Genomic DNA, 24,860 nt, shown 5'->3' on the forward strand with positions numbered 1-24,860 from the left:
CCCACAAAACCTCCGCAGACACCCGCCACACCGCGCTCGCGCCGTGCCGCGCGGCGAATTTAGTCCGCTTGTGGCGTCCCGTAAAGCTCAGTAATATCGCGCTACGCTGGCTTTGGCCGGCGCCGAAACCTGGAGGAAACATGAAGCAAAACAAACTGTTGCGCGCGGCACGGCTCACGACGCTCGTCGCGGCCGCAGCGGCATCGATGGCGGGCGCTCAACTGGCGAACGCCGCCGACATCCCGAACAAGACCCTCGTCTACTGCTCAGAAGGCAGCCCTGCGGGTTTCGATCCGAGCCAGTACACCACCGGCACCGATTTCACGGCGAATACATTCACCGTCTATAACCGCCTCGTCGAATTCGAGCGCGGCGGCACCAAGGTCGAACCCGGCCTCGCCGAATCGTGGGACATCTCGCCGGACGGCAAGACCTACACGTTCCATCTGCGTCATGGCGTGAAGTTCCAGACCACGGCGTACTTCAAACCCACCCGCGAATTCAACGCGGACGACGTCGTGTTCTCGTTCCAGCGCATGCTCGATCCGAACCAGCCGTTCCGCAAGGCGTACCCGGCATCGTTCCCGTACTTCACCGACATGGGCCTCGACAAGCTGATCACGAGCGTCGAAAAGATCGACCCGTACACGGTCCGCTTTACGCTGAAGGAAGTGAACGCGCCGTTCATCCAGAACCTCGGGATGGAATTCGCCTCGATCCTGTCTGCTGAATACGCAGATTCGCTGCTGAAGGCCGGCAAAGCCGCCGACATCAACCAGAAGCCGGTGGGTACGGGTCCGTTTATTTTCCGCAGCTATACGAAGGACGCGACGATCCGCTTCGACGGCAATCCGGATTACTGGAAGCCGGGTGCCGTGAAGATCTCGAAGCTGATCTTCTCGATCACACCGGATGCAGGCGTGCGCGTGCAGAAGTTGAAGCGCGACGAATGCCAGGTGATGAGCTATCCGCGTCCGGCCGACATCGCGCCGCTGAAGGCCGAGCCGAACATCGCGATGCCGTCGCAACCGGGCTTCAACCTCGGTTATCTGTCGTACAACGTGTCGCACAAGCCGATCGACAACCTGGTCGTGCGTCAGGCGCTCGACATGGCGATCAACAAGAAGGCGATCATCGAGTCCGTGTATCAGGGTGCGGGGCAGCCAGCGACGAACCCGCTGCCGCCGACGCAATGGTCCTACGACAAGAGCCTGAAGAGCGCAGCCTACGATCCGGAAAAGGCGAAGGCGCTGCTCGCCAAGGCCGGTTTTGCGAACGGTTTCGACATGACGTTGTGGGCGATGCCGGTGCAACGTCCGTACAATCCGAACGGCAAGCTGATGGCCGAAATGATCCAGGCCGACTGGGCGAAGATCGGCGTGCGCGCGAAGATCGTTACGTATGAGTGGGGCGAGTACATCAAGCGCGCCCACGCGGGTGAAGACGATTCGATGCTGATTGGCTGGACTGGCGACAATGGCGATCCGGACAACTGGCTCGGCACGTTGCTCGGCTGCGAAGCGGTGAACGGCAACAACTTCTCGAAGTGGTGCTATAAGCCGTTCGACGACCTCGTGCAGAAGGGCCGCACGACGTCCGATCAGGCCGAGCGCACGAAGATCTACACGCAGGCACAACAGATCTTCGCGCAGCAACTGCCGTTCTCGCCGATCGCGCACTCGACGGTGTATCAGCCGGTCAGCAAGAAGGTGATCGACATGCGCATCGAGCCGCTCGGTTACCTGCGTTTCGACGGTGTGGGCATGCAGTAAGACTTTCGCGTTAAGCTTTTCGCACGGTTAGAAAACTGGTCGAAATGGTCCGGCGACCGGGGTCACAAGCCCTCGTCGCCGGTTGTGTTTTCCGTTCATCAAGACCATAGGGACGAATCATGTTCCGCTTTGTTTTGCGCCGCATCGGGATGGTGATACCGACCTTCATCGGTATTACGATCCTGGCGTTTGCGCTGATTCACCTGATTCCGGGCGATCCCATCGAAGTGATGATGGGCGAGCGTGGAGTCGATCCCGCGATGCACGCCGACGCGATGCACCGCCTCGGGCTCGATGAGCCCCTGCCGATGCAGTACATCCACTATGTGGGCCATGCGCTGCATGGCAACCTCGGTACCTCGATCATCACGAATACCAGTGTGATGGACGAATTCCTCGCGCGCTTTCCCGCCACGATCGAACTATCCATCTGCGCGATGCTGTTTGCGCTGCTTGTCGGTTTGCCTGCCGGTGTATTCGCTGCGTTGCGACGCGGCACGGTCGTCGATCACGGCGTGATGGGCACGGCGTTGACCGGCTACTCGATGCCGATCTTCTGGTGGGGCTTGATCCTCATCATGTTCTTCTCGTCAAAGCTTGGCTGGACGCCGGTGTCCGGGCGCATCGCAGTCGAGTACGACATTCCGCACGTCACCGGCTTCATGCTGATCGATGCGCTGCTCGCCCCCGATGAAGGTTCGTTCAAGTCGGCGCTGAGCCACCTGATCCTGCCGGCGATCGTGCTCGGTACGATCCCGCTCGCCGTGGTCGCCCGCATGACACGCTCGTCGATGCTCGAAGTGCTGCGCGAAGACTACATCCGGACTGCGCGTGCGAAGGGGTTGTCGCCGGTGCGCGTGATCGTCGTGCATGCGCTGCGTAACGCGCTGATTCCGGTTGTGACTGTGATCGGCCTGCAGGTCGGCACGCTGCTCGCCGGCGCGGTGCTGACGGAAACGCTGTTCTCGTGGCCCGGTATCGGTAAATGGTTGATCGATGCGATCGGCCGGCGCGACTATCCGGTCGTGCAGGGCGGCATCCTGATGATCGCGACGCTCGTGATCGTCGTGAACCTCGTCGTCGACTTGCTGTACGGCGTGTTAAACCCACGCATTCGCCATACGAGGTAGAAAACAGATATGGCCGACCTACAAAATACAATCCCCCAGGCAGTCACTCCCCCCAGCGGTCGAGCGCTGGCCGTCCGCGAATTCTGGGCGAATTTCTCGCGCAACCGCGGCGCCGTCGGCGCGGGCCTGATCGTGCTGGTGCTGATCTTCGTTGCGATCTTCGCGCCGCTCATTTCACCGCATAGCCCGATCGAGCAGTACCGCGACTTCGTGAAGATTCCGCCTGCGTGGCTTGACGGCGGGAACTGGAAGTTCATTCTCGGCACCGACGAAGCAGGCCGCGACATCCTCTCGCGCCTGATGTACGGCGCGCGTCTGTCGTTCTGGATCGGCTTCGTTTCCGTCGTGCTGGCGCTGATTCCGGGCATCGTGCTCGGTCTGATCGCCGCGTTCTTCCAGCGCTGGGCCGATACGCCGATCATGCGCATCATGGACGTGCTGCTTGCGCTGCCGTCGCTGCTGCTCGCGGTTGCGGTGGTCGCGATCATCGGACCGGGGCTCGTCAACACGATGCTCGCGATCGCAATCGTCGCGCTGCCCGGCTATGTGCGTCTCACGCGCGCGTCGGCGCTTGGCGAATTGCAGAAGGAGTACGTGACCGCATCGCGCGTTGCCGGAGCGGGCACGCTGCGGCTGATGTTCTCGCAGGTGCTGCCGAACTGCACCGCACCGTTGATCGTGCAGGCCACGCTGGGTTTCTCGTCGGCGATTCTCGATGCGGCCGCGCTCGGCTTTCTCGGGCTCGGTGTGCAACCGCCGTCGGCGGAGTGGGGTGCGATGCTCGCATCCGCGCGTGACTACATCGATAGCGCGTGGTGGATCGTCACCATGCCGGGTCTCTCCATCCTGATCTCGGTGCTCGCGATCAATCTGCTCGGCGACGGGCTGCGCGATGCACTCGATCCCAAACTGAAACGGATGGCATGAGATGAGTAATTTACTGACCATCCGCAATCTGGCTGTGAATTTCAACGGCCTGCCCGCAGTGGACCGCCTCAACCTCGACGTCGCGCCCGGCGAAGTCGTCGGCGTCGTCGGCGAATCGGGTTCCGGCAAGAGCGTCACGATGATGGCGCTGATGGGCCTGATCGATGCGCCCGGCAAGGTCAGCGCCGACGAGGTCACGTTCGACGGCAAGGATCTGCTGAACGCCTCGGCAAGAGAGCGCCGCAAGATCATTGGCAAAGATGTCGCGATGGTGTTCCAGGACGCGCTGACGAGCCTGAACCCGAGCTACACCGTCGGCTACCAGATCAAGGAAGTGCTGAAGCTGCACGAAGGGCTGCGTGGCGACACGTTGAACCGGCGCGCGCTCGAACTGCTCGACCAGGTCGGCATTCCCGATGCGAAGAACCGCATCGGCTCGTTTCCGCACCAGATGTCAGGCGGCATGAACCAGCGCGTCATGATCGCAATGGCGGTGGCGTGCAACCCGAAGCTGCTGATTGCCGACGAACCGACCACCGCACTCGACGTGACGATCCAGGCGCAGATCATGGAGCTGCTCGTCAAGCTGCAGAAGGAACGCGGCATGGCGCTCGTGCTGATTTCGCACGATCTTGCGGTTGTCTCCGAAGTCGCGCAGCGCGTCGCCGTCATGTATGCCGGCGAGGTGATCGAGACGAATCGCGTGCCCGATATTTTCGCGGCCCCGCATCATCCGTATACGGAGGCGCTGCTCGCGGCGATTCCCGAGCACAATGTGGGGGCTGTGCGGCTTGCCGCGTTGCCGGGTATGGTGCCAGGGCGCGACGACCGCCCGCGCGGTTGCCTGTTCGCGCCGCGCTGCAAGTATGTCGTCGACGATTGCATGAAGGCACGGCCGGCGCTTGCACCGCTTCCTGACCACAGCGATGCGATGCTGGTTCGCTGTATCAAGCCGCTCAACCTCACCACCGACGCAATTCGACACGGAGGCGCACGATGAATGCAGTACCCGAAGCGCGCCGTGACGCGCATCCCGGCGGCCCCGTACTCGTCGCCGAGCAACTGGCGAAGCACTACGACGTGCGCCGCAGCATGTTCAGCAGCGGTACGGTGAAGGCGCTGAACGGTGTGTCGTTTGCGCTCGAACGCGGCAAGACGTTAGCGGTAGTCGGCGAGTCCGGCTGCGGCAAATCGACGCTCGCGCGGCAACTGACGATGATCGAGCCGCCCACCTCGGGCCGCCTGCTCGTGGACGGCGAGGACGTGGCCGGTGCCGATCGTGCAAAGGTCGCGGCGCTGCGCCGCCGTGTGCAGATGGTGTTCCAGAACCCGTTTGCGTCGCTGAATCCGCGCAAGACCGTCGAGCAAACACTCGGCGAACCGCTCGCGATCAATACGCCGGCCAGCGCCACCGAGCGCGCCGACCGGATCGCGCAGATGATGCGCACCGTCGGCCTGCGGCCGGAGCACGCGAAGCGCTATCCGCACATGTTCTCCGGCGGCCAGCGCCAGCGCGTCGCGATCGCGCGAGCGATGATCCTCGATCCGCAGATCGTCGTTGCTGACGAACCGGTCTCCGCGCTCGACGTGTCGATCCAGGCGCAGATTCTCAATCTGTTCATGGATCTGCAGGAGCAGTTCAAGACCAGCTATGTGTTCATCTCGCACAACCTGTCGGTGGTTGAACACATCGCCGACGATGTGATGGTGATGTACTTCGGCGGCGTGGCGGAACTGGGCGACAAGCAGCGGATCTTTTCGCATCCGCGGCATCCGTACACGCGGGCATTGATGTCGGCCACGCCGTCGATCTTCGAGGCGGATCGCAGCATCAAGATCAAGCTGCAGGGAGAAATGCCGTCGCCGCTCAATCCGCCGTCGGGTTGCACGTTCCATCAGCGGTGCCCGTATGTCATCGACCGCTGCCGCAGCGAAGAACCGAAGCTGCGCGAAGTGGATGGGCGCCAGGTGTCGTGTCACCGTGCTGAGGAGGTGGGGGAAGCGGATGCCTGAAGCGTCGGCGGCGCGTCGTCCTGCGCGCCGCCTGCGTGAGGGCGGCCGCCGCGCCGTTTTCACGCGGCGCCGGGCGACGCTCGCGCTGGCGTTTGCCGTTGCGTTGAGCTGCGGTTACGCGACATTCGCGCCACACCTGTATTTCTCCGGTTTTCTGCTTGCCTCCGCGTATGCAGCCGGCGCGTCGGCCAACACGCCGACGCAGAGCGGACGGGCCGCGCTGGCGGCACCATCCGCACCACCGCGCGCAACGCTGCCCGGTTTCAATCCACCGCCGCCCAGTGCCGGCACGACCGCGAGCGGCCGGGTGCGCACCCAGCCCGCCCGCATGCCGTTCTATGTCGCCACGCGCGGCACGACCACCATCTATCTGCTCGGCACGCTGCACGTAGGCGACCCCGCCGACTACCCGCCGAATCAACCGTTTCGTCGGCCAATTCTCGGCGCGCTTGCCGCATCGCCGACGCTCGCGCTCGAACTCTCGCCGGACGATCTGCTGGTATCGCAGGACGACGTGTCGCGCTACGGCGTCTGTTCGCGGCCATGCTTGCCACGGCTGCTGCCCGAGCCGCTATGGCGCAAGCTCGAAGCACGACTGCGCGGCAATCCCGACGCGCTCGACGAGATCAAGAAGATGCGGCCGTGGCTCGCATCGCTGCTCGTCGAAACCTACGATTCGCTGAGCGCCGGCCTGCAGACCGAATACGGCACCGAGGCGCAGTTGCAAAACATCTATCTGCGCTCGAAGGGCAAGATCGTCGGGCTCGAGACGTTGTCGGAACAGATGCGCGCGTTCACCGGACTCTCGCTGGCCCAGCAGCGTGAAATGCTCGCGCAGGACCTCGCGCAGACACCGGCGGAAAACGTCGCGGATGTGGAAGCGTTGCTGCGTCTATGGCGGGTCGGTGATGCGGATGCGATCGCCGCGTGGGAAACCGCGAAGTCGGAAAAGCTCGCGCACGATCCACGGGTCGCCGCGTCGATCGACAACAAGATCCTGGTTGAACGCAACCGGCGCTTCGTCGCGCGGATGCTGCTGATCGCCGGGTCGAACAAGCCGGTGTTCGTGGCGATCGGCGCATTGCATCTGGGTGGGCCGAAGGGCGTGCTGCAGCTGTTGCGGCAGCACGGGTTCATCGTCGATCCCTACTGAGCGCACCGCGGCATAAACACAACTCAACGCAGCTCAGCGGAACATCAGGAAGTTAAGCAGGAAGATATTCACGACCAGCAGACTCAACGCAGTCGGTATCTGCACCTTGATGACCGCGTTCTTGTCAGGCAGTTCGAGCAGCGCGGCCGGCACCATGTTGAAGTTCGCGGCCATCGGCGTCATCAGCGTGCCGCAGTAGCCGGAGAACATGCCGATCGCGACCATCACCGCCGGGTTGCCGTGAAACACATTGACGAGAATCGGCACACCGACGCCGCCTGTCATCACCGGAAACGCCGCGAAGCCGTTGCCCATCACCATCGTGAAGAGCGCCATCCCGATGCAGTACACCGCCACGGCGACGAGCCGGTAGTCGAGGCTGATGTACGCGGTCGTCACGTGCGCGACCGCCTTGCCGACACCCGCATCCGAGAACACGAGGCCGAGCATGCCGAGCATCTGCGGCAGCACCGCGGCCCACGACAGCGCATCGACGAGCCGGCGCGTTTCCTTCATCGACTGGCCGACCGTGTCGCGTGTGATCACGCATGCGATAGCGAGCGCGATCACACAGCCGATGCCAAAGCCAATCAGCGTGACGCTCTTCAGCTCGACGAGCGGCACGCCGCCGAACACGAGGTGGCTCGCGCCGAGCGTGATGATGACGGTGACGACCGGAATGGTCAGCGCGGGGATGAAGAGCCGGTTGCCGAGACGTTTTGCGCTGGCTTCGCGCGCTTCGCCGGATAGCACCTTCGGTTTGGCCGCCGTCACGCCGCCGAAGCCGGCGATCAGCGCCATCGCGATGACCAGCACACCGACCACTTCCGCGGGCAGACGGTCGCCGATCAGGAAGATCAGTGCGTACAGGATCCAGAAGCCGCCGGCTGTGAAGCGGCGCGGATGGTCGCGATCGCTGAGGATCATTCCGCCCACCACCAGCAGCACGATGCCGAGCAGCCAGAACAGATAGTTGATGGTGATCGTCATGTGCGGTCTCCCGTCGCCGATGTGTTTGCTGCGTCGTTATTGCCGCGCAGTTCTCGCTCGAGCCTGCGATCGAGCAACAGCAACCGGAAGCCATGAATCAGGAACGCGCAGATGGCCGTCGGGATACCCCACACCGCGACGTGCAGCGGCTCGACGACGATGCCCAGTTCCTTCAGGAACGTGACCATCAGCACGATCGCGCCGAATGCCACGAAGATGTCTTCGCCGAAGAACAAGCCAACGTTGTCGGTGGCCGCGGCGTAGGCGCGCAGCCGGTAGCGCACCGCATCGCTGAGCTTGCCGAAGCGGGTTTCGGTGGCGCCTTCGGCCATCGGTGCGACGAGCGGGCGCACCATCTGCGGATGGCCGCCGAGGCCGGTCAGACCCACCGCTGCCGTCAGCTCGCGCACCAGCAGATAGACGATCAGCAGGCGCCCGGCGGTAGCCGCCTTGATCCCGCCGATCCAGGCCTGCGCGCGCTCGCGTAGACCGTGCCGCTCGAGCAATCCGATCACCGCGAGCGGCAGAAAAAGTATGAGCGGGATGTTGCGTGTCTTGATGAAGCCGCTGCCGATGGCGGCAAGGATCCGGTCTGGCGGGAAGTGTGCGGCGAGTGCCGTGACAATCGACGCGACCGCAACGATCAGCATTGGGTTAAAGCGCAGCACAAACCCAACGATGATGACGGCCACGCCGATAAGCGGCCATAAATTGACTGTTGTCTGCATTCCGATCTCCAAACGGGTGTTTACCGGGTGGCCGTCTGGCGCAGCCGACCCGGGCCAGTGCACGGACGTGCCGTGCGCCTTTTTGCATGCTGCGGCTCTTGGCGGCCGCATGGGTACTGCTTCTCTCGTTTATTGCGGTTAGTGCGATTGGTGCAGTTGATGTGGGCACTGCATGGCTGCTGCTGCGCTCAGCCCCGAACCGTCGCGGCCGCCTGTACATCGATACCGGCTTCGTCGAGTGCCGCGCGAATCCGTCGCGCGAACGCCAGCGCGTGCGGGCCGTCACCGTGCAGGCAGATCGTCTGCGCATTCAGCGCGACCCACTGGCCGTTCACCGCCTGCACGCGATGCTCGCGGATCATCGACAGCGTGCGGGCGAGCACGAGTTCTTCGTCATCGAGCAGCGCGCCGGGCTCCTTGCGCGGCACGAGCGAGCCGTCGGCCTGATAGCCGCGGTCGGCGAACACTTCTTCGATTGCGGTTAGTCCTGCGGCGCGCGCCGCCGAGACGAGCCCGCTGCTGGCGAGTGCGAACACCGCCATCGACGGATCGAAATCGTGGACCGCCGACACGATCGCATCGGCAATTTTCGGGTCGCGTGCCGCCTGGTTGTAGAGCGCGCCGTGCGGCTTGACGTGCACGAGGCGGCCGCCCTCGGCCTGGGCGATCGCCGCCAGCGCGCCTAGCTGATACAGCACCCCGGCGTAGATCTCGCTGGCCGGCAGATGCATTTCCTTGCGGCCGAAATTCTCTGGATCGTTGAAGCTCGGATGCGCACCGATCGACACGCCTTTCTCGACGGCCCACCGCACGCAGTCGCGCATCGCGTTGGCGTCGCCCGCGTGCCAGCCGCACGCGATGTTGGCGGAGCTGACGAGGTCGAGCAGCGCTTCGTCGGAGCCACAGCCTTCGCCGAGATCGGCGTTGAGATCGATTTCCATAATGTCCTCTAGAGTTCCTGCAGCGCCGCGGATGCCATCCGGCGCAGGTAGCGCTCCTCGTGCATCGCGATTGCCGCGTCGATCTGCCGCAGATACGTGCGTTCGTCGAGCAGTGCGCGGCGTGCCAGGTCAGGCGTTGTCTCGACGAAGCGCACGCTGCCGTTCAACCTCACCTGCGCGAGCTTCCACAGATCGGCGCGAATCACGGCGCCGATCCGCGGATAGCCGCCGGTGGTCTGCGCGTCGCTCATCAGGACGATCGGCTGGCCGTTCGGCGGCACCTGGATCGTGCCGGGCAATACGGCGTGCGACAGCAGATCGGCATGGCGAGTGCGCTTCAGTTCGCTGCCGGACAGCCGGTAGCCCATGCGGTTACTGTTCGGCGTCACGCGCCATTCATCTGACCAGACGGCCTGCTGGGCGTCTACGGTGAAACTGTCGTATTCGGGGCCGCGCAGCACACGGACCGATACCGCCGGTGCCTGTCCCGCCAGATGCCGGCCGCGTCGCACTGGTTCACCGGCGAGCGCGAACTTGCACCAGGCGGGCGCTTTCACGCCGAACCCCGGCGCGTCGGGCTCGAACCCGGAACCGCTGCGCGCGGGCGGCACACCGACCGGCAAGCGGTCGCCGTCGCGCAGCGCGCGACCGCCAAGGCCGCCGAATCCCGCCGCGAGATCGGTACTGCGCGAGCCGAGCATCGGCAGCACATCGACGCCGCCCGCAATCGATACATAACCGCGCATGCCATGCTTTGCCACTTGCAAACTGAGTGCCTGCCCGGCCTGGACCGGCAGGCTCCACCACGGATAAACCGGCTTGCCGTCGAGCGTCGCGCCGAAATCCGCCCCGGTGATCGCAATACGCGTCGCGCGCGCAAAACGCAGCACGACGGGCCCGAGGGTGATTTCCAGGCTGGCCGCGTCCGGCCGGTTGCCGACCAGGCGATTGCCGACTTCAATTGAGAGACGGTCCTGCGCCCCTCCCATTGCAATACCCAGATGCCGGTAGCCGTGGCGCCCGAGATCCTGAACCGTGGTGAGTACGCCCGCGCGGATCACATCGATCATTCGTGTATCCCCGCGATCGTGAAGCGCACCCGGTCGCCGGGCTGGAGCAGGGTGGGCGGCGTGCGTGCCGGATCGAAGAGCGGCACTTCGGTGCGCCCGATCAGCTGCCAGCCGCCCGGCGACACGGCCGGATAAAGCCCCGTCTGCGCCCCACCGATACCCACCGAGCCGGCCGGCACTTCAAGCCGCGGCTCGGCGCGCCGCGGCGTGTGCAGCGATTCGTGCAGGCCGCCCATATAGGCGAAGCCTGGCTGGAAGCCGAGGAAGAACACGATGTAGTCCCCGCTCGCGTGCCGTTGCACGACTTCTTCCACCGACAGGCCGGTATGACCGGCGACCACCGCCAGGTCGGGACCGAACTCGCCGCCGTACTGAACCGGGACTTCGACTTCGCGGTTCGTCGCGGGGGCGCTGTCGGCCGCGTCCCATGCCGACCGCAGCCGGTCGGCCAGGGCGTCGCTATCGGTTTCGAGCGGGTCGAAGACGATGGTCAGATTGTTCATGCCCGGCACCACTTCCAGCACATGCGGCCAGTCGCGCGCGGCCTGGGCGGCCGCCCAGACGCGCCGCTGGCAATCGAGCGTGGCGGGCGCGGGCGCTTCGCAGACGAGAGCGGTGTCGCCGAACGGGAAAATGCGGGGTTGGCTCATGCGCATTCAGGGTGGTGTCGGATGCTGGATTGCCTGCCATCATCCGACGGCAGCCGGTATTCGTGTTGCATAGCGTACATTATCAATAAATTATCTACGATTTATCAATAAGCGTTTTCGCCAGGCTCACATCGACCGGCAGTCGTCGTACACTCCGGACACTCCCCTTTATGCGTATTGAAAGCGACTGTCATGGCGCGACAACCGACCAACATCGTCTCCTCGGAACACCTCGTGTCCGAAACGAGCGCAGAACTCTCCGAGCTGGAATACGGGCTCATCATGGCGAGCAACGCGTTCAACCGCTGGATGGTGCGCTGCATGTCGGCGGCGGGAGAGAAGGACATGACCGCCATCGAGGTCTCGCTGCTGCATCACGTGAGCCATCGCGAGCGTCGCAAGAAGCTGGCCGATATCTGCTTCGTGCTGAACATCGAGGACACCCACGTGGCGACTTACGCGCTCAAGAAGCTGGTCGCGAGAGGCTATGTGGAAAGCGAAAAGATCGGCAAGGAAGTGTTCTTTTCAGCGACGGAGACAGGGCGCGACCTGTGCGCGAAATATCGCGAGGTGCGCGAAAGCTGTCTGATCGCGACGCTCAAGGAAAGCGGTTTGACCAATGAGCAGATTGGCGAGGCCGCACAGTTGATGCGCAACGCGTCCGGTCTGTATGACACCGCTGCGCGGGCTGCTGCTTCGCTCTAGGTGTCTGATCTGGGGCTAGTCTGGCGGGCGGCGGGGGTTCTTCATCGGCTTGCCGTGCGCGGCTTCACCACACGCAGCGCAATCACCACACTCATCGCATTTAACCGGCGTCGGTGGGATAGACGCCTGCGTCGGTGACGATCGCATCGAGCGGAATGTCGTGCGCTTCGTGTTGTAGCGTGTCGGTGCGGCACGCTTCGTACGCGATACCGATCGTCACGGGCTTGTGCGCACCGGGCCACGCGGCAAGCGTGCGGTCGTAGTAGCCGCCACCGTAGCCGAGCCGATAGCCGTGCGCATCGAAACCGACGCAGGGCACGAACAGCAGGTCGGGCAGCACGACACGCGCCGAGGCAGGTTCGGGGATGCGATGGTGACCGGTCCGCATCGGTGTGTCGGGCGCCCAAGCGTGGAATTCGAGCGGCGTGCCGCGTTCGGCGACGACTGGCAGACTTGCCACGCGCGTGTCATCGGCGGCGAGCCAGATTGCGATCGCGCTGCGCGCGTCGAACTCGCCCTCGAGTGGCCAGTAAAAACCAATGCACACCGGCTCGTAACGCTTCAACGCATCGAGCACCCGACGGCTCAACGCACGGTTATGCGCCGGCTCGCGAGCCGCTTCGCGACGCGCTTCGAGCAGCGCTTGACGCAACGCGCTTTTCGAATTTGCCGTGGGGTTGCATGCTATGCTTGGCTTCACTTCGTGCTCCAGAAACAACGATGTCCAAAAGCTTCCATCGAGTATATCGCGCGGCCAGTGTGATGCTTGCCGCAGCGGCGCTTGTCGCGTGCAGCACGGCCTCTGCGGTCAAACCCGTTCCGCTTTCCCAACTCACCAACGACGACCAGATTTTCGTTCAGCTTCGCGAAGCCGCACGCAATAACGACCCGGCGCGTGCTGCGCAACTGGCGGCGATGATTCCGGATTATCCGGCGCCGTCGTATCTCGAGTACTTCCAGATCAAGCCGCAGTTGTTCGACAGCCAGGGGCACGCCATCGTCGATGCGCCCGATGCACCGGTGCTGACGTTCCTGCAAAAGTACGATGGCCAGGCGATCGCCGACCGGCTGCGCAACGACTATCTCGTCGTGCTCGGTGCACGACATGACTGGCGCAACTTCGACCAGCAGTACGCGCGCTTCGTGCTGAACGACGATACGCAGGTGAAGTGCTATGCACTCGAATCGCGTGCGTCGCGCGGCGAGAACATCGCCGATGCAGCGCGCGCATTGCTCGTCGAGCCGCGCAATTATGGCGACGGCTGCGTCGACCTGATCACCGCGCTGTCGATCAACCAGCAGTTCAGCAGCGACGATGTGTGGCAGCAGATCCGCCTCGCGTACGAACAGAATCAGACTACGACCGGCAGCAAGCTGCTCGATGCACTCGGCAACCAGCGCCCCGATCCAGTGCTGTTCAATCAGGCAGCGAGTACGCCGCCGCTGCTGCTCGCACGCGGCGTCGGCCCCGATTCGCAGTCACATCAACTGGCGTTGCTCGCGATCACGCGGATGGCGCGCAACGATCCGGCCACGGCGGCGGCGACTTTCGCATCGGTGGCGCCTTCGCTGAGTACGCCGGAGCGCGCGATCGGCTGGGGCACGATCGGTTATCAGGCGGCGGCGAAGCAGATGCCGGGCGCAGTCGACTGGTACCGGCTGTCGGCGAACGCACCGCTGTCCAACCCCGCCTATGAATGGCGCACGCGCACTGCGCTGCTGGCTGGCGACTGGACGATGGTGCGCTGGTCGATCGAGCAGATGCCGGCGTCGCTGCGCAGCCAGCCGGCGTGGGTTTACTGGCACGGTCGCGCGCTGAAGCAGGCCGGCGACACGGTGCAAGCCAACCAGGACTTCGAGCAGATTTCGCAGGGCTTCAACTTCTACGGCCAGCTTGCTTCTGAAGAACTCGGCCAGAAAATCACGGTTCCGCCCAAGACGACAGTCACGGATGCCGAAGTGCAACAAGCCGCGAGCACACCGGGTCTCGATCTCGCGCAGCGCTTCTATAACCTGAATCTGCGGCTTGAAGGCAATCGCGAGTGGAACTGGCCGCTGCGCACCATGACCGACCGGCAACTGATCGCCGTCGCCGAGTACGCGCGCCGTATCGAGCTGTACGACCGCGCGGTGAACACGGCCGATCGCACGAAGACCGACCACGATTTCTCGCTGCGTTATCTGTCGCCGTTTCGCGATATCGTCGAGCGCGACTCGCAGTCGACCGGTCTCGACGTCGAATGGGCGTACGGGCTGATTCGTCAGGAATCGCGCTTCATCATGAATGCGCGTTCCGAAGTGGGCGCAAGCGGGCTGATGCAACTGATGCCGGCCACCGCGCAACTGGTCGCGAAGAAGATCGGTCTCGGCACGATTTCGCGCGCGCAGATGAACGACATCAACACCAACATCCTGCTCGGCACCAACTACCTGTCCATGATCTACAATCAGTTCGACGGGTCCGACGTGCTGGCCACAGCGGGTTACAACGCAGGTCCCGGCCGTCCGCGCAACTGGCGGCAGTCGTTGCAACGCCCGGTGGAAGGCGCGATTTTCGCGGAAGCGATCCCGTTCCAGGAAACCCGCGACTACGTGAAGAACGTCCTCTCCAACACCGTCTACTACGCGGCATTGTTCGAAGGCCGGCCGCAATCGCTGAAGGCGCGCCTAGGCTACATCGCACCTTAAGCGTCGAGGCTGCACCGCCGCCGTGCCACGGCGCGGCGGCATGCGGTGCCGGCCGTTGCCGCGGCTTCCAGTCAGGGAGTCGAGAATGCGACATCAAGCCATTGCGGTTATCGGCGGCTCGGGGTTGATCGGCAGCCATCTCGTCAGCGCGCTCGTCGAGATCGGCAAGGACGTGCGCATCGCGACGCGTCGCCGCTACAACGCACGCCATCTCACGCTGCTACCCATCGACGTGATCGAAGCCGATGTCTACGACCCGGTGCAACTGGCCAGTTTCGTCGAGAACGCCGATGCCGTGATCAACCTGGTCGGCACATTGCACGGCGGACGCGGCGACCCATACGGCCCCGAGTTTGCACGCGTGCACGTCGAACTGCCCACGAAGATCGCCGCCGCCTGCGAAGGCAAGGGCGTCCACCGGTTGATCCATTTCAGCGCGCTCGGTGCTGCGTCGAATGGGCCGAGCATGTATCTGCGCTCGAAAGGTGACGGCGAAAAGGCGGTGTTTGCGTCTTCGCTGGCTACTACAGTGTTCAGACCATCCGTCGTGTTCGGCCCCGAAGACGAACTGCTCAACAAGTTCGCGTTCCTGCAACGCGTCTTTCCACTGATCCCGCTCGCCATGCCCGATGCGAAGTTTCAGCCGGTGTTTGTCGGCGATGTCGCGAAGGCGATCGTCAACGTGCTCGATCTCGATGCCGCGAGCGGCCGTACTTACGAGCTCGGTGGTCCGAGCGTTTATACGCTCGAACAGCTCGTGCGCTATTGCGGCGACGTGATCGGCCGGCACGCGCGCATCGTGCGGCTGCCCGAACCGCTTGCGCGGTTGCAGGCGATGACGTTCGAAATGGCGCCCGGCGTACCGGTCATTTCACGCGACAATCTCGACTCGATGAGCGTCGATAACGTGCTGAGCGCACCGCTCGCGCCCGAACTCGGTATCGAACCCGCGAGCATCGAGACGATTGCGCCCGTGTACCTGACCGGCGCATCGCCGCGTTCGCGCTTTAACGCGTTCCGCGCCAATGCAAGGCGCTAACTTTTTCTTTCACTACCTGTGTGTGCCGCATGAAACTGGTTATCGGTGACAAGAACTATTCGTCGTGGTCGATGCGTCCGTGGGTGCTGCTGAAGCACTTCGGTATTCCATTCGAGGAGGTGCTGATCGAATTGCGTGAACCCGGCACGAAGGCTGCGATCCTCGCGCATTCGCCGTCGGGCAAGCTGCCATGCCTGATCACCGACGAGGGCTCTGGCGTATGGGATACGTTGGCCATCGCCGAGACGCTCGCCGAACGCTTTCCGCAGCACGCATTGTGGCCGCGCGCAGAGACGGCACGTGCCCACGCCCGCAGCGTTAGCGCGGAGATGCACTCGGGCTTCGCCGAGTTGCGCCAGAACATGTCGATGAACATCCGCGCGTCGTTTCCGGGCAAAGGTGCGACACCCGGCGCACTGGCCGACATCGCGCGCATCGAAGCGCTGTGGCGCGACTGTCTCGATACGTACGGCGGTCCGTTCCTGTTCGGCGAGTTCAGTATTGCCGATGCGATGTACGCGCCCGTGGTGATGCGCTTCAATACGTTCCAGCCCGCGCTGTCCGAAGTCGCGAGCGCGTACGTACGCCGCGTCACGGCGCTGCCCGCCGTGCACGCGTGGATCGAAGCCGCGTTGCGCGAAACGCACCGCATCCCTAGCGAAGACATCTGCGAATGAATATCTATGTCGTCGGCGGGGCGATCCGCGATGCGCTGCTCGGCGTGCCCGTGCAGGATCGCGACTACGTGGTGGTCGGTGCGACACCGGAGCAGATGGTCGCGCAGGGCTACCGGCCGGTCGGCAAGGACTTCCCCGTGTTCCTGCATCCGCATACGCATGAGGAGTACGCGCTCGCGCGCACCGAGCGCAAGACGGCGGCCGGTTATCACGGGTTCCAGTTTTTCTACGCGCCGGACGTGACGCTCGAAGAAGACCTCGCGCGCCGCGATCTGACGATCAACGCGATGGCGCGAGAAGTGCGGCCCGACGGCGAACTGGTCGGTCCCGTGATCGATCCGTTCGATGGTCAGGCGGATCTGCGCGCGCGCGTGTTCCGGCATGTCAGCGATGCGTTTCTCGAAGACCCGGTGCGGATTCTGCGCATCGGGCGCTTTGCTGCGCGCTTTACCGATTTCACCGTCGCTCCCGAAACGATGGCGCTGATGTACGGCATGGTCACCGCTGGCGAAGTCGATGCACTGGTGCCGGAGCGCGTCTGGCAGGAAGTGTCGCGCGGGTTGATGGAAAAGCAGCCGTCGCGGATGTTCGACGTGTTGCGCGCGTGTGGTGCGCTCGCGCGGATTCTGCCGGAAGTCGATGCGTTGTTCGGTGTGCCGCAGCCCGCCGCGCACCATCCGGAGATCGACAGCGGCGTGCACGTCATGATGGTGGTCGATCACGCGGCGGCGCAGGGTTATGCGCTCAGCGTGCGCTTCGCGGCGCTTACTCACGATCTCGGCAAGGCAACCACGCCGGCCGACGTGTTGCCGCGGCACATCGGCCATGAAGGGCGCAGCGTCGATCTACTCAAGCTGCTGTGCGAGCGGCTGCGCGTGCCTAACGAGTGCCGCGATCTGGCTGTGCTGGTCGCGCGCGAGCACGGCAATATTCATCGCGTGATGGAGCTGGGTGCCGCGGCGCTGGTGCGGCTGTTCGAGCGTAGCGATGCGCTGCGCAAGCCTGGCCGTTTCGCCGAAGCGCTGCAGGCCTGCGAGGCTGACGCGCGCGGGCGGCTCGGCTTCGAGGCGCGCGAGTATCCGCAGGCCGAGCGGTTGCGGGTCGCGCTCGTGGCAGCGCGCGCGGTCGATGCCGGCGCGGTCGCCAAAGCTCATGAGGACAAGCCGGCGCAGATCAAGGATGCCGTGCATCGCGAGCGGGTGCGGGCGGTTGAGGCGGCGTTGAAAGCCTGAACGTAGACGTTGACGCAGGCAACGACGTTCAAAACACCCGTGCGAGCAGCGATAACACCATCGTCAGCACCAGCGTCGACATGAACGGAAACGGGTACTCGCGTCCGAGCAGTCGCAGCGTGACATCGCCAGGCATACGGCCGATGCCGATCTTGCGCAGCCACGGCCATGAGCCCGACAGGATCGCGACAGCGATGAAGGTAGTCAGCAGCCAGCGGATCATGGTCGGTACCTGAGGAAGCGCGTCACAGCGTATGCGTCCGGTCGCCGCTCGCGAACGCATCGAGCGTCCCGTCGATCCCGCGCGAAAACGCGATCACCTTGAACAGCTCGCCCATTTCCGCTTCGGACAGCAGTTTCTGCACGGCATTCGCAGCGGGCAGGAAGTGCCTGGTATCCGCTGGATCGATCGTGGCGAGTGCTTCCGTGATGCCCGCATTCAGCAGAAAGCGCGCCTGCGACGTGTAGCCGAGCAGATCCGCGCCCGTCTCGACACCGGCTTCCGCGATACCTGTGAATTCGACGTGCGTCGTGATGTCCTGCAGGCCTGGGTAGACAAACGGATCGTCGTGCGCGCGATGCCGGTAGTGGCACATCAGCGTGCCCTGCGTGCGTTGCGCGTGGTAGTACTCGTGACGCGGAAAACCGTAGTCGATAAAGAATGCCGCGCCGCGCGCGAGCATCGTGCAGACGGTGCGCGTGAAGCCGAGTGCGGCAACGTGCGTTTCGGTGACGTAGTCGCTGTTGTTGTCGTGGGAATCGTCGAGTTCGCTCAGCAGCGCGGTGTCGGATGCGTCGCGTGCCGGATCCACCGGGCGGTCCGCGAAAGCGAATGCACCGTCGTCCTGCAGCGAAACACCGCGCTGATGCCAGACACCGCCGAGCCGCGCAAAGAGCCGCACCGGCATTGCGTCGAGCACTTCGTTGCCGATCACGACGCCTTCGAAGCTCGCAGGCAAGGCATCGAGCCAGCGCACGCGGTCGGCGAGATCCGGCACCTCGGCTTCGAGCGTCTCGCGTTGGCGCTCGCGCAGTTCGCCGGACAGGTCGACGATCGCATAGCTGTCGAACGGGACATCGGCGGAGGCGAGCGCGCGCAGCAGGCCTGCCGCGAGCTTGCCGGTGCCGGCGCCGAACTCCAGCAACTGACGTGTGCCGCTCTCGGTGAGCGCCTGCGCGACCGGCCGCGCCAACGTGGCGGCGAACAGTGGCGATAGTTCGGGGGCGGTGATGAAGTCGCTGCCGTCCTCGGCGCGTCGGCCGAATTTGACGGCGCCGCCGCTGTAATAGCCGAGTCCGGGCGCGTACAGGGCGAGTTCCATGTAGCGGTCGAACGGTAGCCAGCCACCGGCCGCAGCGATTTCAGCGCGGATCTGCACGGCCAGCGTTTCGGACTGCGCGAGCGCGGTTGGGCTTGGAGCAGGTAAACTGTCGGGTTCGTGAGCTTTCGGATTCATCCGCGTATTGTAAATGACCGTTCCTTCTGACATTTCCGCTGCCGACGGCAAATCTGCGGGCGCTGCACGTGTCGTCCTGATTACCGGCGCTGCCCGCCGGGTCGGTCGCGCGCTCGCGCTGGGCTTTGCGGCGCGGGGTTGGGACGTGGCGGTGCATTTCGGTGGGTCGAAGGCCGAAGCGGATGAAGTCGTCGCCGGAGTCGTGGCGCTGGGCCGCCGCGCGGTGGCGCTACAGGCCGATCTGGCGGTCGAGGCCGAGGTCGAGCGACTGCTGCCGGCGTGTACGGCTGCGCTCGGCCGGCCGGTGTGCATCATCAACAACGCGTCGCTGGTCGATGAAGACAGCCTGCACAACGTCGGCTACGAGCGGCTGCTGAAGCACACGGCGATCAATGTTGGCGCGCCACTCGTGCTTGCGCGGATGCTGTTCGACGCCACACCCGACGCAGCGCTGACCGACGAGTCGCAACGCAGCGTCGTCGTCAACGTGCTGGACCCGAAGCTGTACAACATGAACCCGGACTACCTGTCCTACACGCTGACGAAGGCCGCGCTGCAGACTGCGACCGTCACGCTCGCCCAGGCGCTGGCGCCGAAGGTTCGTGTGGTCGGGCTTGCGCCGGGGTTGACGTTGCAGTCGGCGGGCCAGACCCCCGACAGTTTTGCCGCCGCTCACCGGGTAACGCCGCTTGATCGCTCGGCGCGCCCCGAAGACCTGGTCGCAGCAGCGCTGTATCTCGCGGATGCCACGGCGGTCACGGGGACGACGCTGGTGGTCGACGGCGGACAGCATCTGGTGCCGTCGCCGCGCGACATGATGTTTTTGACGGGCGCCTGAGCGCGCGGCCCAACGGGCCCGCGCGCACTGCACCCTTTGCGTGTCCGCACGCTTTTTTGCCTTTTTCAATCGGAACGAACATGTTTGCCGATCTTTCGCATCCCCGGCTTGCCGATTGCCGCCGGCTTTTCCTGCGCAATTACGAAGTGCACATCAACATCGGTGTGCACGACTTCGAAAAGCGCGGCGAGCAGCGCGTGGTGATCAACGTCGAACTGTTCGTGCCGCTCGCGCTGTCCACGCCTGTCGAAGACAAGCTGCGCGAAGTCGTCGATTACGACTTCATGCGCTCGACCATCGCGCGCCGCGTCGAACAGGGGCATATCCATCTGCAGGAAACGCTCTGCGACGATCTGCTGACCGCGTTGCTTGCGCATCCGCATGTGCGGGCGGCGCGGCTGTCGACGGAAAAGCCGGACGTGTACCCGGACTGCGACGCCGTTGGCGTCGAGGTTTTTCGCATCAAGGAGGACTGAGCCATGAATGCTGCTGAAATGGCCGGCCTCGCCGAGCACGATACGGTTGCCGGCGAAGCCACGGCAACAGCGCAAGCCGACGCACGCCCCGTGCTGACACGTCGCGAGCAGAAGGAAGCGTACGAGAACAACAAGCTCTTCAAGCGGTTGGCGCGCCTGGTCGGTCAGGCGGTCGGCGACTACAACATGATCGAAGAAGGCGACAAGGTGATGGTGTGCCTGTCGGGCGGCAAGGACAGCTACGCCATGCTCGACGTGCTGATGCGCCTGCGCGAGCGCGCTCCGATTCACTTCGACATCGTCGCGGTCAATCTCGACCAGAAGCAGCCCGGCTTCCCCGAGCATGTGCTGCCCGAGTATCTATCGAAGCTCGACATTCCGTTTCATATCGAGAATCAGGACACGTACAGCATCGTCAAGCGCCTCGTGCCCGAGGGCAAGACGACCTGTTCGCTGTGCTCGCGGCTGCGGCGCGGCATTCTCTACCGCGTGGCGGGTGAACTGGGCGCGACCAAGATCGCGCTCGGCCATCACCGCGACGACATCCTGCAGACGCTGCTGCTGAACCTGTTCTACGGCGGCAAGCTGAAAGGCATGCCGCCGAAGCTGCAATCGGATGACGGCAAGAACATCGTGATCCGGCCGCTCGCGTATGTGAAGGAAACCGATCTGGAGAAGTACGCGGAACTGCGCGAATTCCCGATCATCCCGTGCAACCTGTGCGGCAGCCAGCCGAACCTGAAGCGTGCCGAGATGAAAGCGCTGGTGCGCGACTGGGAGAAGCGCTTCCCGGGGCGCGTTGAGAACATGTTCAACGCGCTATCGAATGTCGTGCCGTCGCATTTAATGGACCACACGCTGTTTCCGTTCGCGGGCCTGCGCGCGACGGGCGAAGCCGATCCGCACGGCGATATTGCGTTCGACGAAGACCCGTGTTCCACCGCGACGACGACCGGCGCCGGACCCAACGGTGCCCAACCGATTTCGATCGTCCAGTTCGACGACCTCTGAAGCTGGCCATGCCCGCCCGCCGGGCCTTGACACGACGGGCCGCGTGCTAGAATTGCCCGCTCTGAATCCGTCCTTTCGCTTACGCCATGAACATCGTGATTTTGGCGGCGGGCACCGGCAAGCGCATGCGCTCAGCATTGCCCAAGGTGCTGCATCCTCTGGCCGGTCGGCCACTTCTTGCACACGTCATCGATACTGCCCGCACGCTCAACCCGACGCGGCTCGTCGTCGTCATCGGGCACGGTGCCGATGCGGTACGTGCCGCCGTCGCCGCACCGGACGTGCAATTCGCCCTGCAGGCGCAACAACTCGGTACCGGCCACGCGGTGCAGCAGGCGCTGCCGCTGCTCGATCCGTCCGTGCCGACGCTCGTCCTGTATGGCGACGTGCCGCTTACGCGTGCTGGCACGCTGAAGCAGTTCACCGACGCCGTCGGCCAGCACGGCTATGGCGTACTCACCGTCACGCTCGACGACCCCAGCGGCTACGGCCGGATCGTGCGCGATGCGCGCGGCAAGGTGCTGCGCATCGTCGAGCAGAAGGACGCGACACCGGAGCAGCAGGCGATCGCCGAGATCAACACCGGCATCATCGCGGCGCCGACCGGGCAGCTTGCCGGCTGGCTCGTATCGCTGAAAAACGATAATTCGCAGGGCGAGTTCTATCTGACCGACGTCGTTGAACTGGCGATCAAAGCCGGCATCGAGATCGTCACGACGCAGCCCGACGACGAGTGGGAAACGCTCGGCGTCAACAGCAAGCAGCAACTCGCCGAGCTGGAGCGCGTGTATCAACGCAACGTCGCCGAAGCGCTGCTGGTTGCCGGCGTGACGCTCGCGGACCCGGCGCGCCTCGATGTGCGCGGCACGCTCGAGTGCGGCCGCGATGTATCGATCGATGTGAACTGCGTGTTCGAAGGCAAGGTGACGCTGGCTGACAACGTGACGATCGGCCCGAACTGCGTGATCCGCAATGCGACGATCGGCGCCGGCACACGTGTCGATGCGTTCACGCATATCGATGGTGCGGAAGTCGGGGCACAGGCCGTGCTCGGCCCGTATGCGCGGCTGCGACCCGGCGCACAGTTGAAGGACGAATCGCATGTCGGCAATTTCGTCGAAGTGAAGAATGCGGTGATCGGCCATGGTTCGAAGGCCAATCACCTCACTTATATCGGCGATGCCGACATCGGCGCGCGGGTCAACATCGGTGCGGGCACGATCACGTGCAACTACGACGGTGCGAACAAGCATCGCACGATCATCGAAGACGACGTGTTCGTGGGCTCGGATACGCAGCTCGTCGCGCCGGTGCGCGTGGGCCGCGGCGTGACGATCGCAGCGGGCACGACCGTCTGGAAGGACGTTGCCGCCGACCAGCTCGTGCTGAACGACAAGACCCAGACAAGCAAACCGGGCTACGTGCGCCCGGTCAAAAAGAAAAGCTGAAGGGCCGCGCTCGCGGACCTCCATCCTGCAAGGACAGATAGATCATGTGCGGTATTGTTGGCGCGGTTGCGCAACGTAACATCGTTCCCGTTCTCATCGAAGGTTTGCGGCGCCTCGAATATCGCGGTTACGACTCGTGTGGCGTCGCCGTGCTGGCGGACGGCGAACCGCGCCGCGCCCGTAGCGTGGCGCGCGTGGCCGACCTCGATGAGCAGGTGCGCGAGTCGCATCTCGAAGGCACAACGGGCATTGCGCATACGCGCTGGGCGACGCACGGCGCACCGGTGACCGACAACGCTCACCCGATCTTCTCGCGCGACGCGCTGGCGATCGTGCACAACGGCATCATCGAGAACTACGAGACGTTGCGCGAGATGCTGCGCGGCAAGGGCTACGTGTTCGTGTCGCAGACCGACACCGAGGTGATCGCGCATCTGATCCACAGCCTGTATCGCGGCGACCTGTTCGCGACGGTGCAGGAAGCCGTGCAACAGTTGCACGGCGCCTATGCGATCGCGGTGCTGCACAAGGACCAGCCGCACACGGTGATCGGTGCGCGCCAGGGGTCGCCGCTCGTCGTGGGGTTGGGCGACGGCGAAAACTTTCTGGCCTCCGACGCGCTGGCGCTGGCCGGCAGCACCGAGCGCTTTATTTTCCTCGAGGAAGGCGACGTCTGCGAATTGACGCTGGAGCGCGTGCGGGTGGCCGACCGTAGCGGCAGCGACGTACAGCGCGAGGTTCGTCAGGTAGCTGCGTATGGCGGTGCGGTCGAACTCGGACCGTACCGGCACTTCATGCAGAAGGAAATCTTCGAGCAGCCGCGTGCGATCAGCGACACGATTCCGCAAAGCGATGGCTTCGATGCGTCGCTGTTCGGCGCCGATGCGGCAAAGGCATTTGCCGGAATCGACAGCCTGCTGATTCTTGCGTGTGGCACCAGCTATTACTCGGGGCTGACGGCGAAATACTGGCTCGAATCGATTGCAAAGATTCCGACTCAGGTCGAGATTGCGAGCGAGTACCGGTATCGCGAGTCGGTGCCGAACCCGAAGGCGCTCGTCGTGGTGATCTCGCAATCGGGCGAGACCGCCGATACGCTCGCGGCGCTCAAGCATGCGCAGGGGCTCGGGCATCGGCATACGCTGTCGGTGTGTAACGTCGCGACGAGCGCGATGGTGCGGCTCACCGAGCTGTCGTTCCTGACGCATGCAGGCCGTGAGATCGGTGTGGCGTCGACGAAAGCATTCACGACGCAACTGGTCGGCCTGTTCGTGCTGGCGGCGACGCTCGGCAAGCTGCGCGGCCATGTCAGTGCGGCACAGGAAGCCGATTACATCCGTCAGTTGCGCCACCTGCCGGCGGCGCTGAACAGCGTGCTGGCGCTGGAGCCGCAGATCATCGCGTGGTCTGAAGAGTTCTCGCGCAAGGAGCACGCCTTGTTCCTCGGGCGCGGGCTGCATTATCCGATCGCGCTGGAAGGCGCGCTGAAGCTCAAGGAGATTTCGTATATCCATGCGGAAGCCTATCCGGCTGGCGAGCTGAAGCACGGCCCGCTCGCGCTGGTGACGGAGGCGATGCCGGTTGTCACGGTGGCGCCCAACGACGCGCTGCTCGAAAAGCTGAAATCGAACATTCAGGAAGTGCGCGCGCGCGGTGGCGAACTGTATGTGTTCGCCGACGCGGATACACGTATCGTCAACGACGAAGGGCTGCATGTAATCCGCATGCCGGAACACTACGGGATGCTGTCACCGATCCTGCATGTCGTGCCGCTACAGTTGCTCGCGTATCACACGGCCTGCGCGCGCGGAACGGATGTGGACAAGCCGCGGAATCTGGCGAAATCGGTGACGGTGGAATAACTGGGTATTGGCTGTTGCGTGGGTGTCTGCCTTGAACCGGGATCACCCGCTTG

At 64.1% G+C, this 24,860-nt stretch carries 24 protein-coding genes; 16 read left to right on the forward strand and 8 right to left on the reverse strand.

Annotation, left to right across the window (positions count from 1 at the left end; genetic code table 11):
- Window positions 1-140 precede the first annotated feature (140 nt).
- The 6 genes from BWP39_RS17745 (at window position 141) to BWP39_RS17770 (ending at window position 6,995) form a co-directional block, all read left to right on the forward strand.
- A complete protein-coding gene (locus tag BWP39_RS17745; protein ID WP_096722263.1) occupies window positions 141-1,772 on the forward strand; it encodes an ABC transporter substrate-binding protein in 1,632 nt (543 codons plus the stop codon).
- 119 nt (window positions 1,773-1,891) lie between these two features.
- Window positions 1,892-2,902, forward strand: coding sequence for an ABC transporter permease subunit (locus BWP39_RS17750; RefSeq protein ID WP_096722265.1), 1,011 nt, complete (start codon window positions 1,892-1,894; stop codon window positions 2,900-2,902).
- Window positions 2,903-2,911: 9 nt separating this feature from the next.
- Window positions 2,912-3,829, forward strand: coding sequence for an ABC transporter permease subunit (locus tag BWP39_RS17755; protein ID WP_091017363.1), 918 nt, complete (start codon window positions 2,912-2,914; stop codon window positions 3,827-3,829).
- Window position 3,830: 1 nt separating this feature from the next.
- Entirely contained in the window at window positions 3,831-4,829 is a 999-nt protein-coding gene (locus BWP39_RS17760) for an ABC transporter ATP-binding protein (RefSeq protein WP_091017365.1), read from the forward strand.
- On the forward strand, window positions 4,826-5,842 hold the full coding sequence (locus tag BWP39_RS17765; protein WP_096722267.1) for a peptide ABC transporter ATP-binding protein: 1,017 nt from the start codon (window positions 4,826-4,828) through the stop codon (window positions 5,840-5,842). The genes BWP39_RS17760 and BWP39_RS17765 overlap by 4 nt, the downstream gene beginning before the upstream one ends.
- Complete coding sequence (locus tag BWP39_RS17770) at window positions 5,835-6,995, forward strand: TraB/GumN family protein (protein WP_096722269.1); 1,161 nt, start codon at window positions 5,835-5,837, stop codon at window positions 6,993-6,995. The genes BWP39_RS17765 and BWP39_RS17770 overlap by 8 nt, the downstream gene beginning before the upstream one ends.
- 33 nt (window positions 6,996-7,028) lie before the next feature.
- On the opposite strand, the gene BWP39_RS17775 is transcribed toward BWP39_RS17770, so the two are convergent.
- The 5 genes from BWP39_RS17775 to pxpB form a co-directional block, all read right to left on the reverse strand.
- Entirely contained in the window at window positions 7,029-7,985 is a 957-nt protein-coding gene (locus tag BWP39_RS17775; RefSeq protein ID WP_096722271.1) for a DUF979 domain-containing protein, read from the reverse strand.
- Window positions 7,982-8,713: a DUF969 domain-containing protein gene (locus BWP39_RS17780; protein ID WP_096722273.1), complete on the reverse strand. Its 732-nt coding sequence runs from the start codon at window positions 8,711-8,713 to the stop codon at window positions 7,982-7,984. Before BWP39_RS17780 ends, BWP39_RS17775 begins: the two co-directional genes overlap by 4 nt.
- 188 nt (window positions 8,714-8,901) lie before the next feature.
- Window positions 8,902-9,654 carry a 5-oxoprolinase subunit PxpA gene (gene pxpA / locus BWP39_RS17785; protein ID WP_096722275.1) on the reverse strand — a complete coding sequence of 251 codons (753 nt, stop codon included), beginning with the start codon at window positions 9,652-9,654 and terminating at the stop codon, window positions 8,902-8,904.
- Window positions 9,655-9,662: 8 nt separating this feature from the next.
- Window positions 9,663-10,724 (reverse strand): 5-oxoprolinase subunit C family protein, encoded by a 1,062-nt coding sequence (locus BWP39_RS17790; protein ID WP_096722277.1) that lies wholly within the window; start codon window positions 10,722-10,724, stop codon window positions 9,663-9,665.
- The gene (gene pxpB, locus BWP39_RS17795; protein WP_096722716.1) at window positions 10,721-11,374 is read right to left on the reverse strand and encodes a 5-oxoprolinase subunit PxpB; all 654 of its coding nucleotides are present in this window, start codon (window positions 11,372-11,374) and stop codon (window positions 10,721-10,723) included. The genes BWP39_RS17790 and pxpB overlap by 4 nt, the downstream gene beginning before the upstream one ends.
- A gap of 192 nt (window positions 11,375-11,566) precedes the next feature.
- Here pxpB and BWP39_RS17800 point away from each other — a divergent pair, with 192 nt between their 5' ends.
- Complete coding sequence (locus BWP39_RS17800; RefSeq protein ID WP_096722279.1) at window positions 11,567-12,079, forward strand: winged helix DNA-binding protein; 513 nt, start codon at window positions 11,567-11,569, stop codon at window positions 12,077-12,079.
- Between the two features lie 100 nt (window positions 12,080-12,179).
- Here the strand turns inward: BWP39_RS17800 and BWP39_RS17805 are convergent, their stop codons facing one another.
- The gene (locus tag BWP39_RS17805) at window positions 12,180-12,779 is read right to left on the reverse strand and encodes a 5-formyltetrahydrofolate cyclo-ligase (protein ID WP_207556881.1); all 600 of its coding nucleotides are present in this window, start codon (window positions 12,777-12,779) and stop codon (window positions 12,180-12,182) included.
- A gap of 20 nt (window positions 12,780-12,799) precedes the next feature.
- Between BWP39_RS17805 and BWP39_RS17810 the strand changes: the two genes are divergently transcribed.
- The 4 genes from BWP39_RS17810 (at window position 12,800) to BWP39_RS17825 (ending at window position 17,715) form a co-directional block, all read left to right on the forward strand.
- Window positions 12,800-14,767, forward strand: coding sequence for a lytic transglycosylase domain-containing protein (locus BWP39_RS17810; RefSeq protein WP_096722281.1), 1,968 nt, complete (start codon window positions 12,800-12,802; stop codon window positions 14,765-14,767).
- 85 nt (window positions 14,768-14,852) lie between these two features.
- Window positions 14,853-15,806, forward strand: coding sequence for a complex I NDUFA9 subunit family protein (locus BWP39_RS17815; RefSeq protein ID WP_096722284.1), 954 nt, complete (start codon window positions 14,853-14,855; stop codon window positions 15,804-15,806).
- A gap of 29 nt (window positions 15,807-15,835) precedes the next feature.
- Window positions 15,836-16,483: a glutathione S-transferase family protein gene (locus BWP39_RS17820; RefSeq protein ID WP_096722286.1), complete on the forward strand. Its 648-nt coding sequence runs from the start codon at window positions 15,836-15,838 to the stop codon at window positions 16,481-16,483.
- Window positions 16,480-17,715 (forward strand): multifunctional CCA addition/repair protein, encoded by a 1,236-nt coding sequence (locus BWP39_RS17825; RefSeq protein ID WP_096722288.1) that lies wholly within the window; start codon window positions 16,480-16,482, stop codon window positions 17,713-17,715. Before BWP39_RS17820 ends, BWP39_RS17825 begins: the two co-directional genes overlap by 4 nt.
- A 28-nt stretch (window positions 17,716-17,743) precedes the next feature.
- On the opposite strand, the gene BWP39_RS17830 is transcribed toward BWP39_RS17825, so the two are convergent.
- Together BWP39_RS17830 and BWP39_RS17835 are read right to left on the reverse strand one after the other, a co-directional pair.
- Complete coding sequence (locus BWP39_RS17830; RefSeq protein WP_096722290.1) at window positions 17,744-17,938, reverse strand: DUF2905 domain-containing protein; 195 nt, start codon at window positions 17,936-17,938, stop codon at window positions 17,744-17,746.
- Window positions 17,939-17,960: 22 nt separating this feature from the next.
- Complete coding sequence (locus tag BWP39_RS17835) at window positions 17,961-19,172, reverse strand: class I SAM-dependent methyltransferase (RefSeq protein WP_096722720.1); 1,212 nt, start codon at window positions 19,170-19,172, stop codon at window positions 17,961-17,963.
- 13 nt (window positions 19,173-19,185) lie between these two features.
- Between BWP39_RS17835 and BWP39_RS17840 the strand changes: the two genes are divergently transcribed.
- From BWP39_RS17840 to glmS, 5 genes are all read left to right on the forward strand, one after another.
- A complete protein-coding gene (locus BWP39_RS17840) occupies window positions 19,186-20,010 on the forward strand; it encodes an SDR family oxidoreductase (protein WP_096722292.1) in 825 nt (274 codons plus the stop codon).
- Between the two features lie 80 nt (window positions 20,011-20,090).
- A complete protein-coding gene (locus BWP39_RS17845; RefSeq protein WP_091017405.1) occupies window positions 20,091-20,486 on the forward strand; it encodes a dihydroneopterin aldolase in 396 nt (131 codons plus the stop codon).
- A gap of 3 nt (window positions 20,487-20,489) precedes the next feature.
- Entirely contained in the window at window positions 20,490-21,497 is a 1,008-nt protein-coding gene (gene ttcA / locus BWP39_RS17850) for a tRNA 2-thiocytidine(32) synthetase TtcA (protein ID WP_235851434.1), read from the forward strand.
- 86 nt (window positions 21,498-21,583) lie between these two features.
- A complete protein-coding gene (glmU, locus tag BWP39_RS17855; protein ID WP_096722294.1) occupies window positions 21,584-22,945 on the forward strand; it encodes a bifunctional UDP-N-acetylglucosamine diphosphorylase/glucosamine-1-phosphate N-acetyltransferase GlmU in 1,362 nt (453 codons plus the stop codon).
- Window positions 22,946-22,989: 44 nt separating this feature from the next.
- Complete coding sequence (gene glmS, locus BWP39_RS17860) at window positions 22,990-24,807, forward strand: glutamine--fructose-6-phosphate transaminase (isomerizing) (RefSeq protein WP_096722296.1); 1,818 nt, start codon at window positions 22,990-22,992, stop codon at window positions 24,805-24,807.
- Window positions 24,808-24,860: the final 53 nt, after the last annotated feature.

Source organism: Paraburkholderia acidicola (assembly GCF_002362315.1).
Taxonomy (GTDB): Bacteria; Pseudomonadota; Gammaproteobacteria; order Burkholderiales; family Burkholderiaceae; genus Paraburkholderia; species Paraburkholderia acidicola.

Bases quoted from the DNA above. Each gene is read 5' to 3' on its own strand.
- BWP39_RS17745 (WP_096722263.1), top strand. From the start codon at position 141: ATGAAGCAAAACAAACTGTTGCGCGCGGCACGGCTCACGACGCTCGTC.
- BWP39_RS17750 (WP_096722265.1), top strand. From the start codon at position 1,892: ATGTTCCGCTTTGTTTTGCGCCGCATCGGGATGGTGATACCGACCTTC.
- BWP39_RS17755 (WP_091017363.1), top strand. From the start codon at position 2,912: ATGGCCGACCTACAAAATACAATCCCCCAGGCAGTCACTCCCCCCAGC.
- BWP39_RS17760 (WP_091017365.1), top strand. From the start codon at position 3,831: ATGAGTAATTTACTGACCATCCGCAATCTGGCTGTGAATTTCAACGGC.
- BWP39_RS17765 (WP_096722267.1), top strand. From the start codon at position 4,826: ATGAATGCAGTACCCGAAGCGCGCCGTGACGCGCATCCCGGCGGCCCC.
- BWP39_RS17770 (WP_096722269.1), top strand. From the start codon at position 5,835: ATGCCTGAAGCGTCGGCGGCGCGTCGTCCTGCGCGCCGCCTGCGTGAG.
- BWP39_RS17775 (WP_096722271.1), bottom strand. From the start codon at position 7,985: ATGACGATCACCATCAACTATCTGTTCTGGCTGCTCGGCATCGTGCTG.
- BWP39_RS17780 (WP_096722273.1), bottom strand. From the start codon at position 8,713: ATGCAGACAACAGTCAATTTATGGCCGCTTATCGGCGTGGCCGTCATC.
- pxpA (WP_096722275.1), bottom strand. From the start codon at position 9,654: ATGGAAATCGATCTCAACGCCGATCTCGGCGAAGGCTGTGGCTCCGAC.
- BWP39_RS17790 (WP_096722277.1), bottom strand. From the start codon at position 10,724: ATGATCGATGTGATCCGCGCGGGCGTACTCACCACGGTTCAGGATCTC.
- pxpB (WP_096722716.1), bottom strand. From the start codon at position 11,374: ATGAGCCAACCCCGCATTTTCCCGTTCGGCGACACCGCTCTCGTCTGC.
- BWP39_RS17800 (WP_096722279.1), top strand. From the start codon at position 11,567: ATGGCGCGACAACCGACCAACATCGTCTCCTCGGAACACCTCGTGTCC.
- BWP39_RS17810 (WP_096722281.1), top strand. From the start codon at position 12,800: ATGTCCAAAAGCTTCCATCGAGTATATCGCGCGGCCAGTGTGATGCTT.
- BWP39_RS17815 (WP_096722284.1), top strand. From the start codon at position 14,853: ATGCGACATCAAGCCATTGCGGTTATCGGCGGCTCGGGGTTGATCGGC.
- BWP39_RS17820 (WP_096722286.1), top strand. From the start codon at position 15,836: ATGAAACTGGTTATCGGTGACAAGAACTATTCGTCGTGGTCGATGCGT.
- BWP39_RS17825 (WP_096722288.1), top strand. From the start codon at position 16,480: ATGAATATCTATGTCGTCGGCGGGGCGATCCGCGATGCGCTGCTCGGC.
- BWP39_RS17830 (WP_096722290.1), bottom strand. From the start codon at position 17,938: ATGATCCGCTGGCTGCTGACTACCTTCATCGCTGTCGCGATCCTGTCG.
- BWP39_RS17835 (WP_096722720.1), bottom strand. From the start codon at position 19,172: ATGAATCCGAAAGCTCACGAACCCGACAGTTTACCTGCTCCAAGCCCA.
- BWP39_RS17840 (WP_096722292.1), top strand. From the start codon at position 19,186: ATGACCGTTCCTTCTGACATTTCCGCTGCCGACGGCAAATCTGCGGGC.
- BWP39_RS17845 (WP_091017405.1), top strand. From the start codon at position 20,091: ATGTTTGCCGATCTTTCGCATCCCCGGCTTGCCGATTGCCGCCGGCTT.
- ttcA (WP_235851434.1), top strand. From the start codon at position 20,490: ATGAATGCTGCTGAAATGGCCGGCCTCGCCGAGCACGATACGGTTGCC.
- glmU (WP_096722294.1), top strand. From the start codon at position 21,584: ATGAACATCGTGATTTTGGCGGCGGGCACCGGCAAGCGCATGCGCTCA.
- glmS (WP_096722296.1), top strand. From the start codon at position 22,990: ATGTGCGGTATTGTTGGCGCGGTTGCGCAACGTAACATCGTTCCCGTT.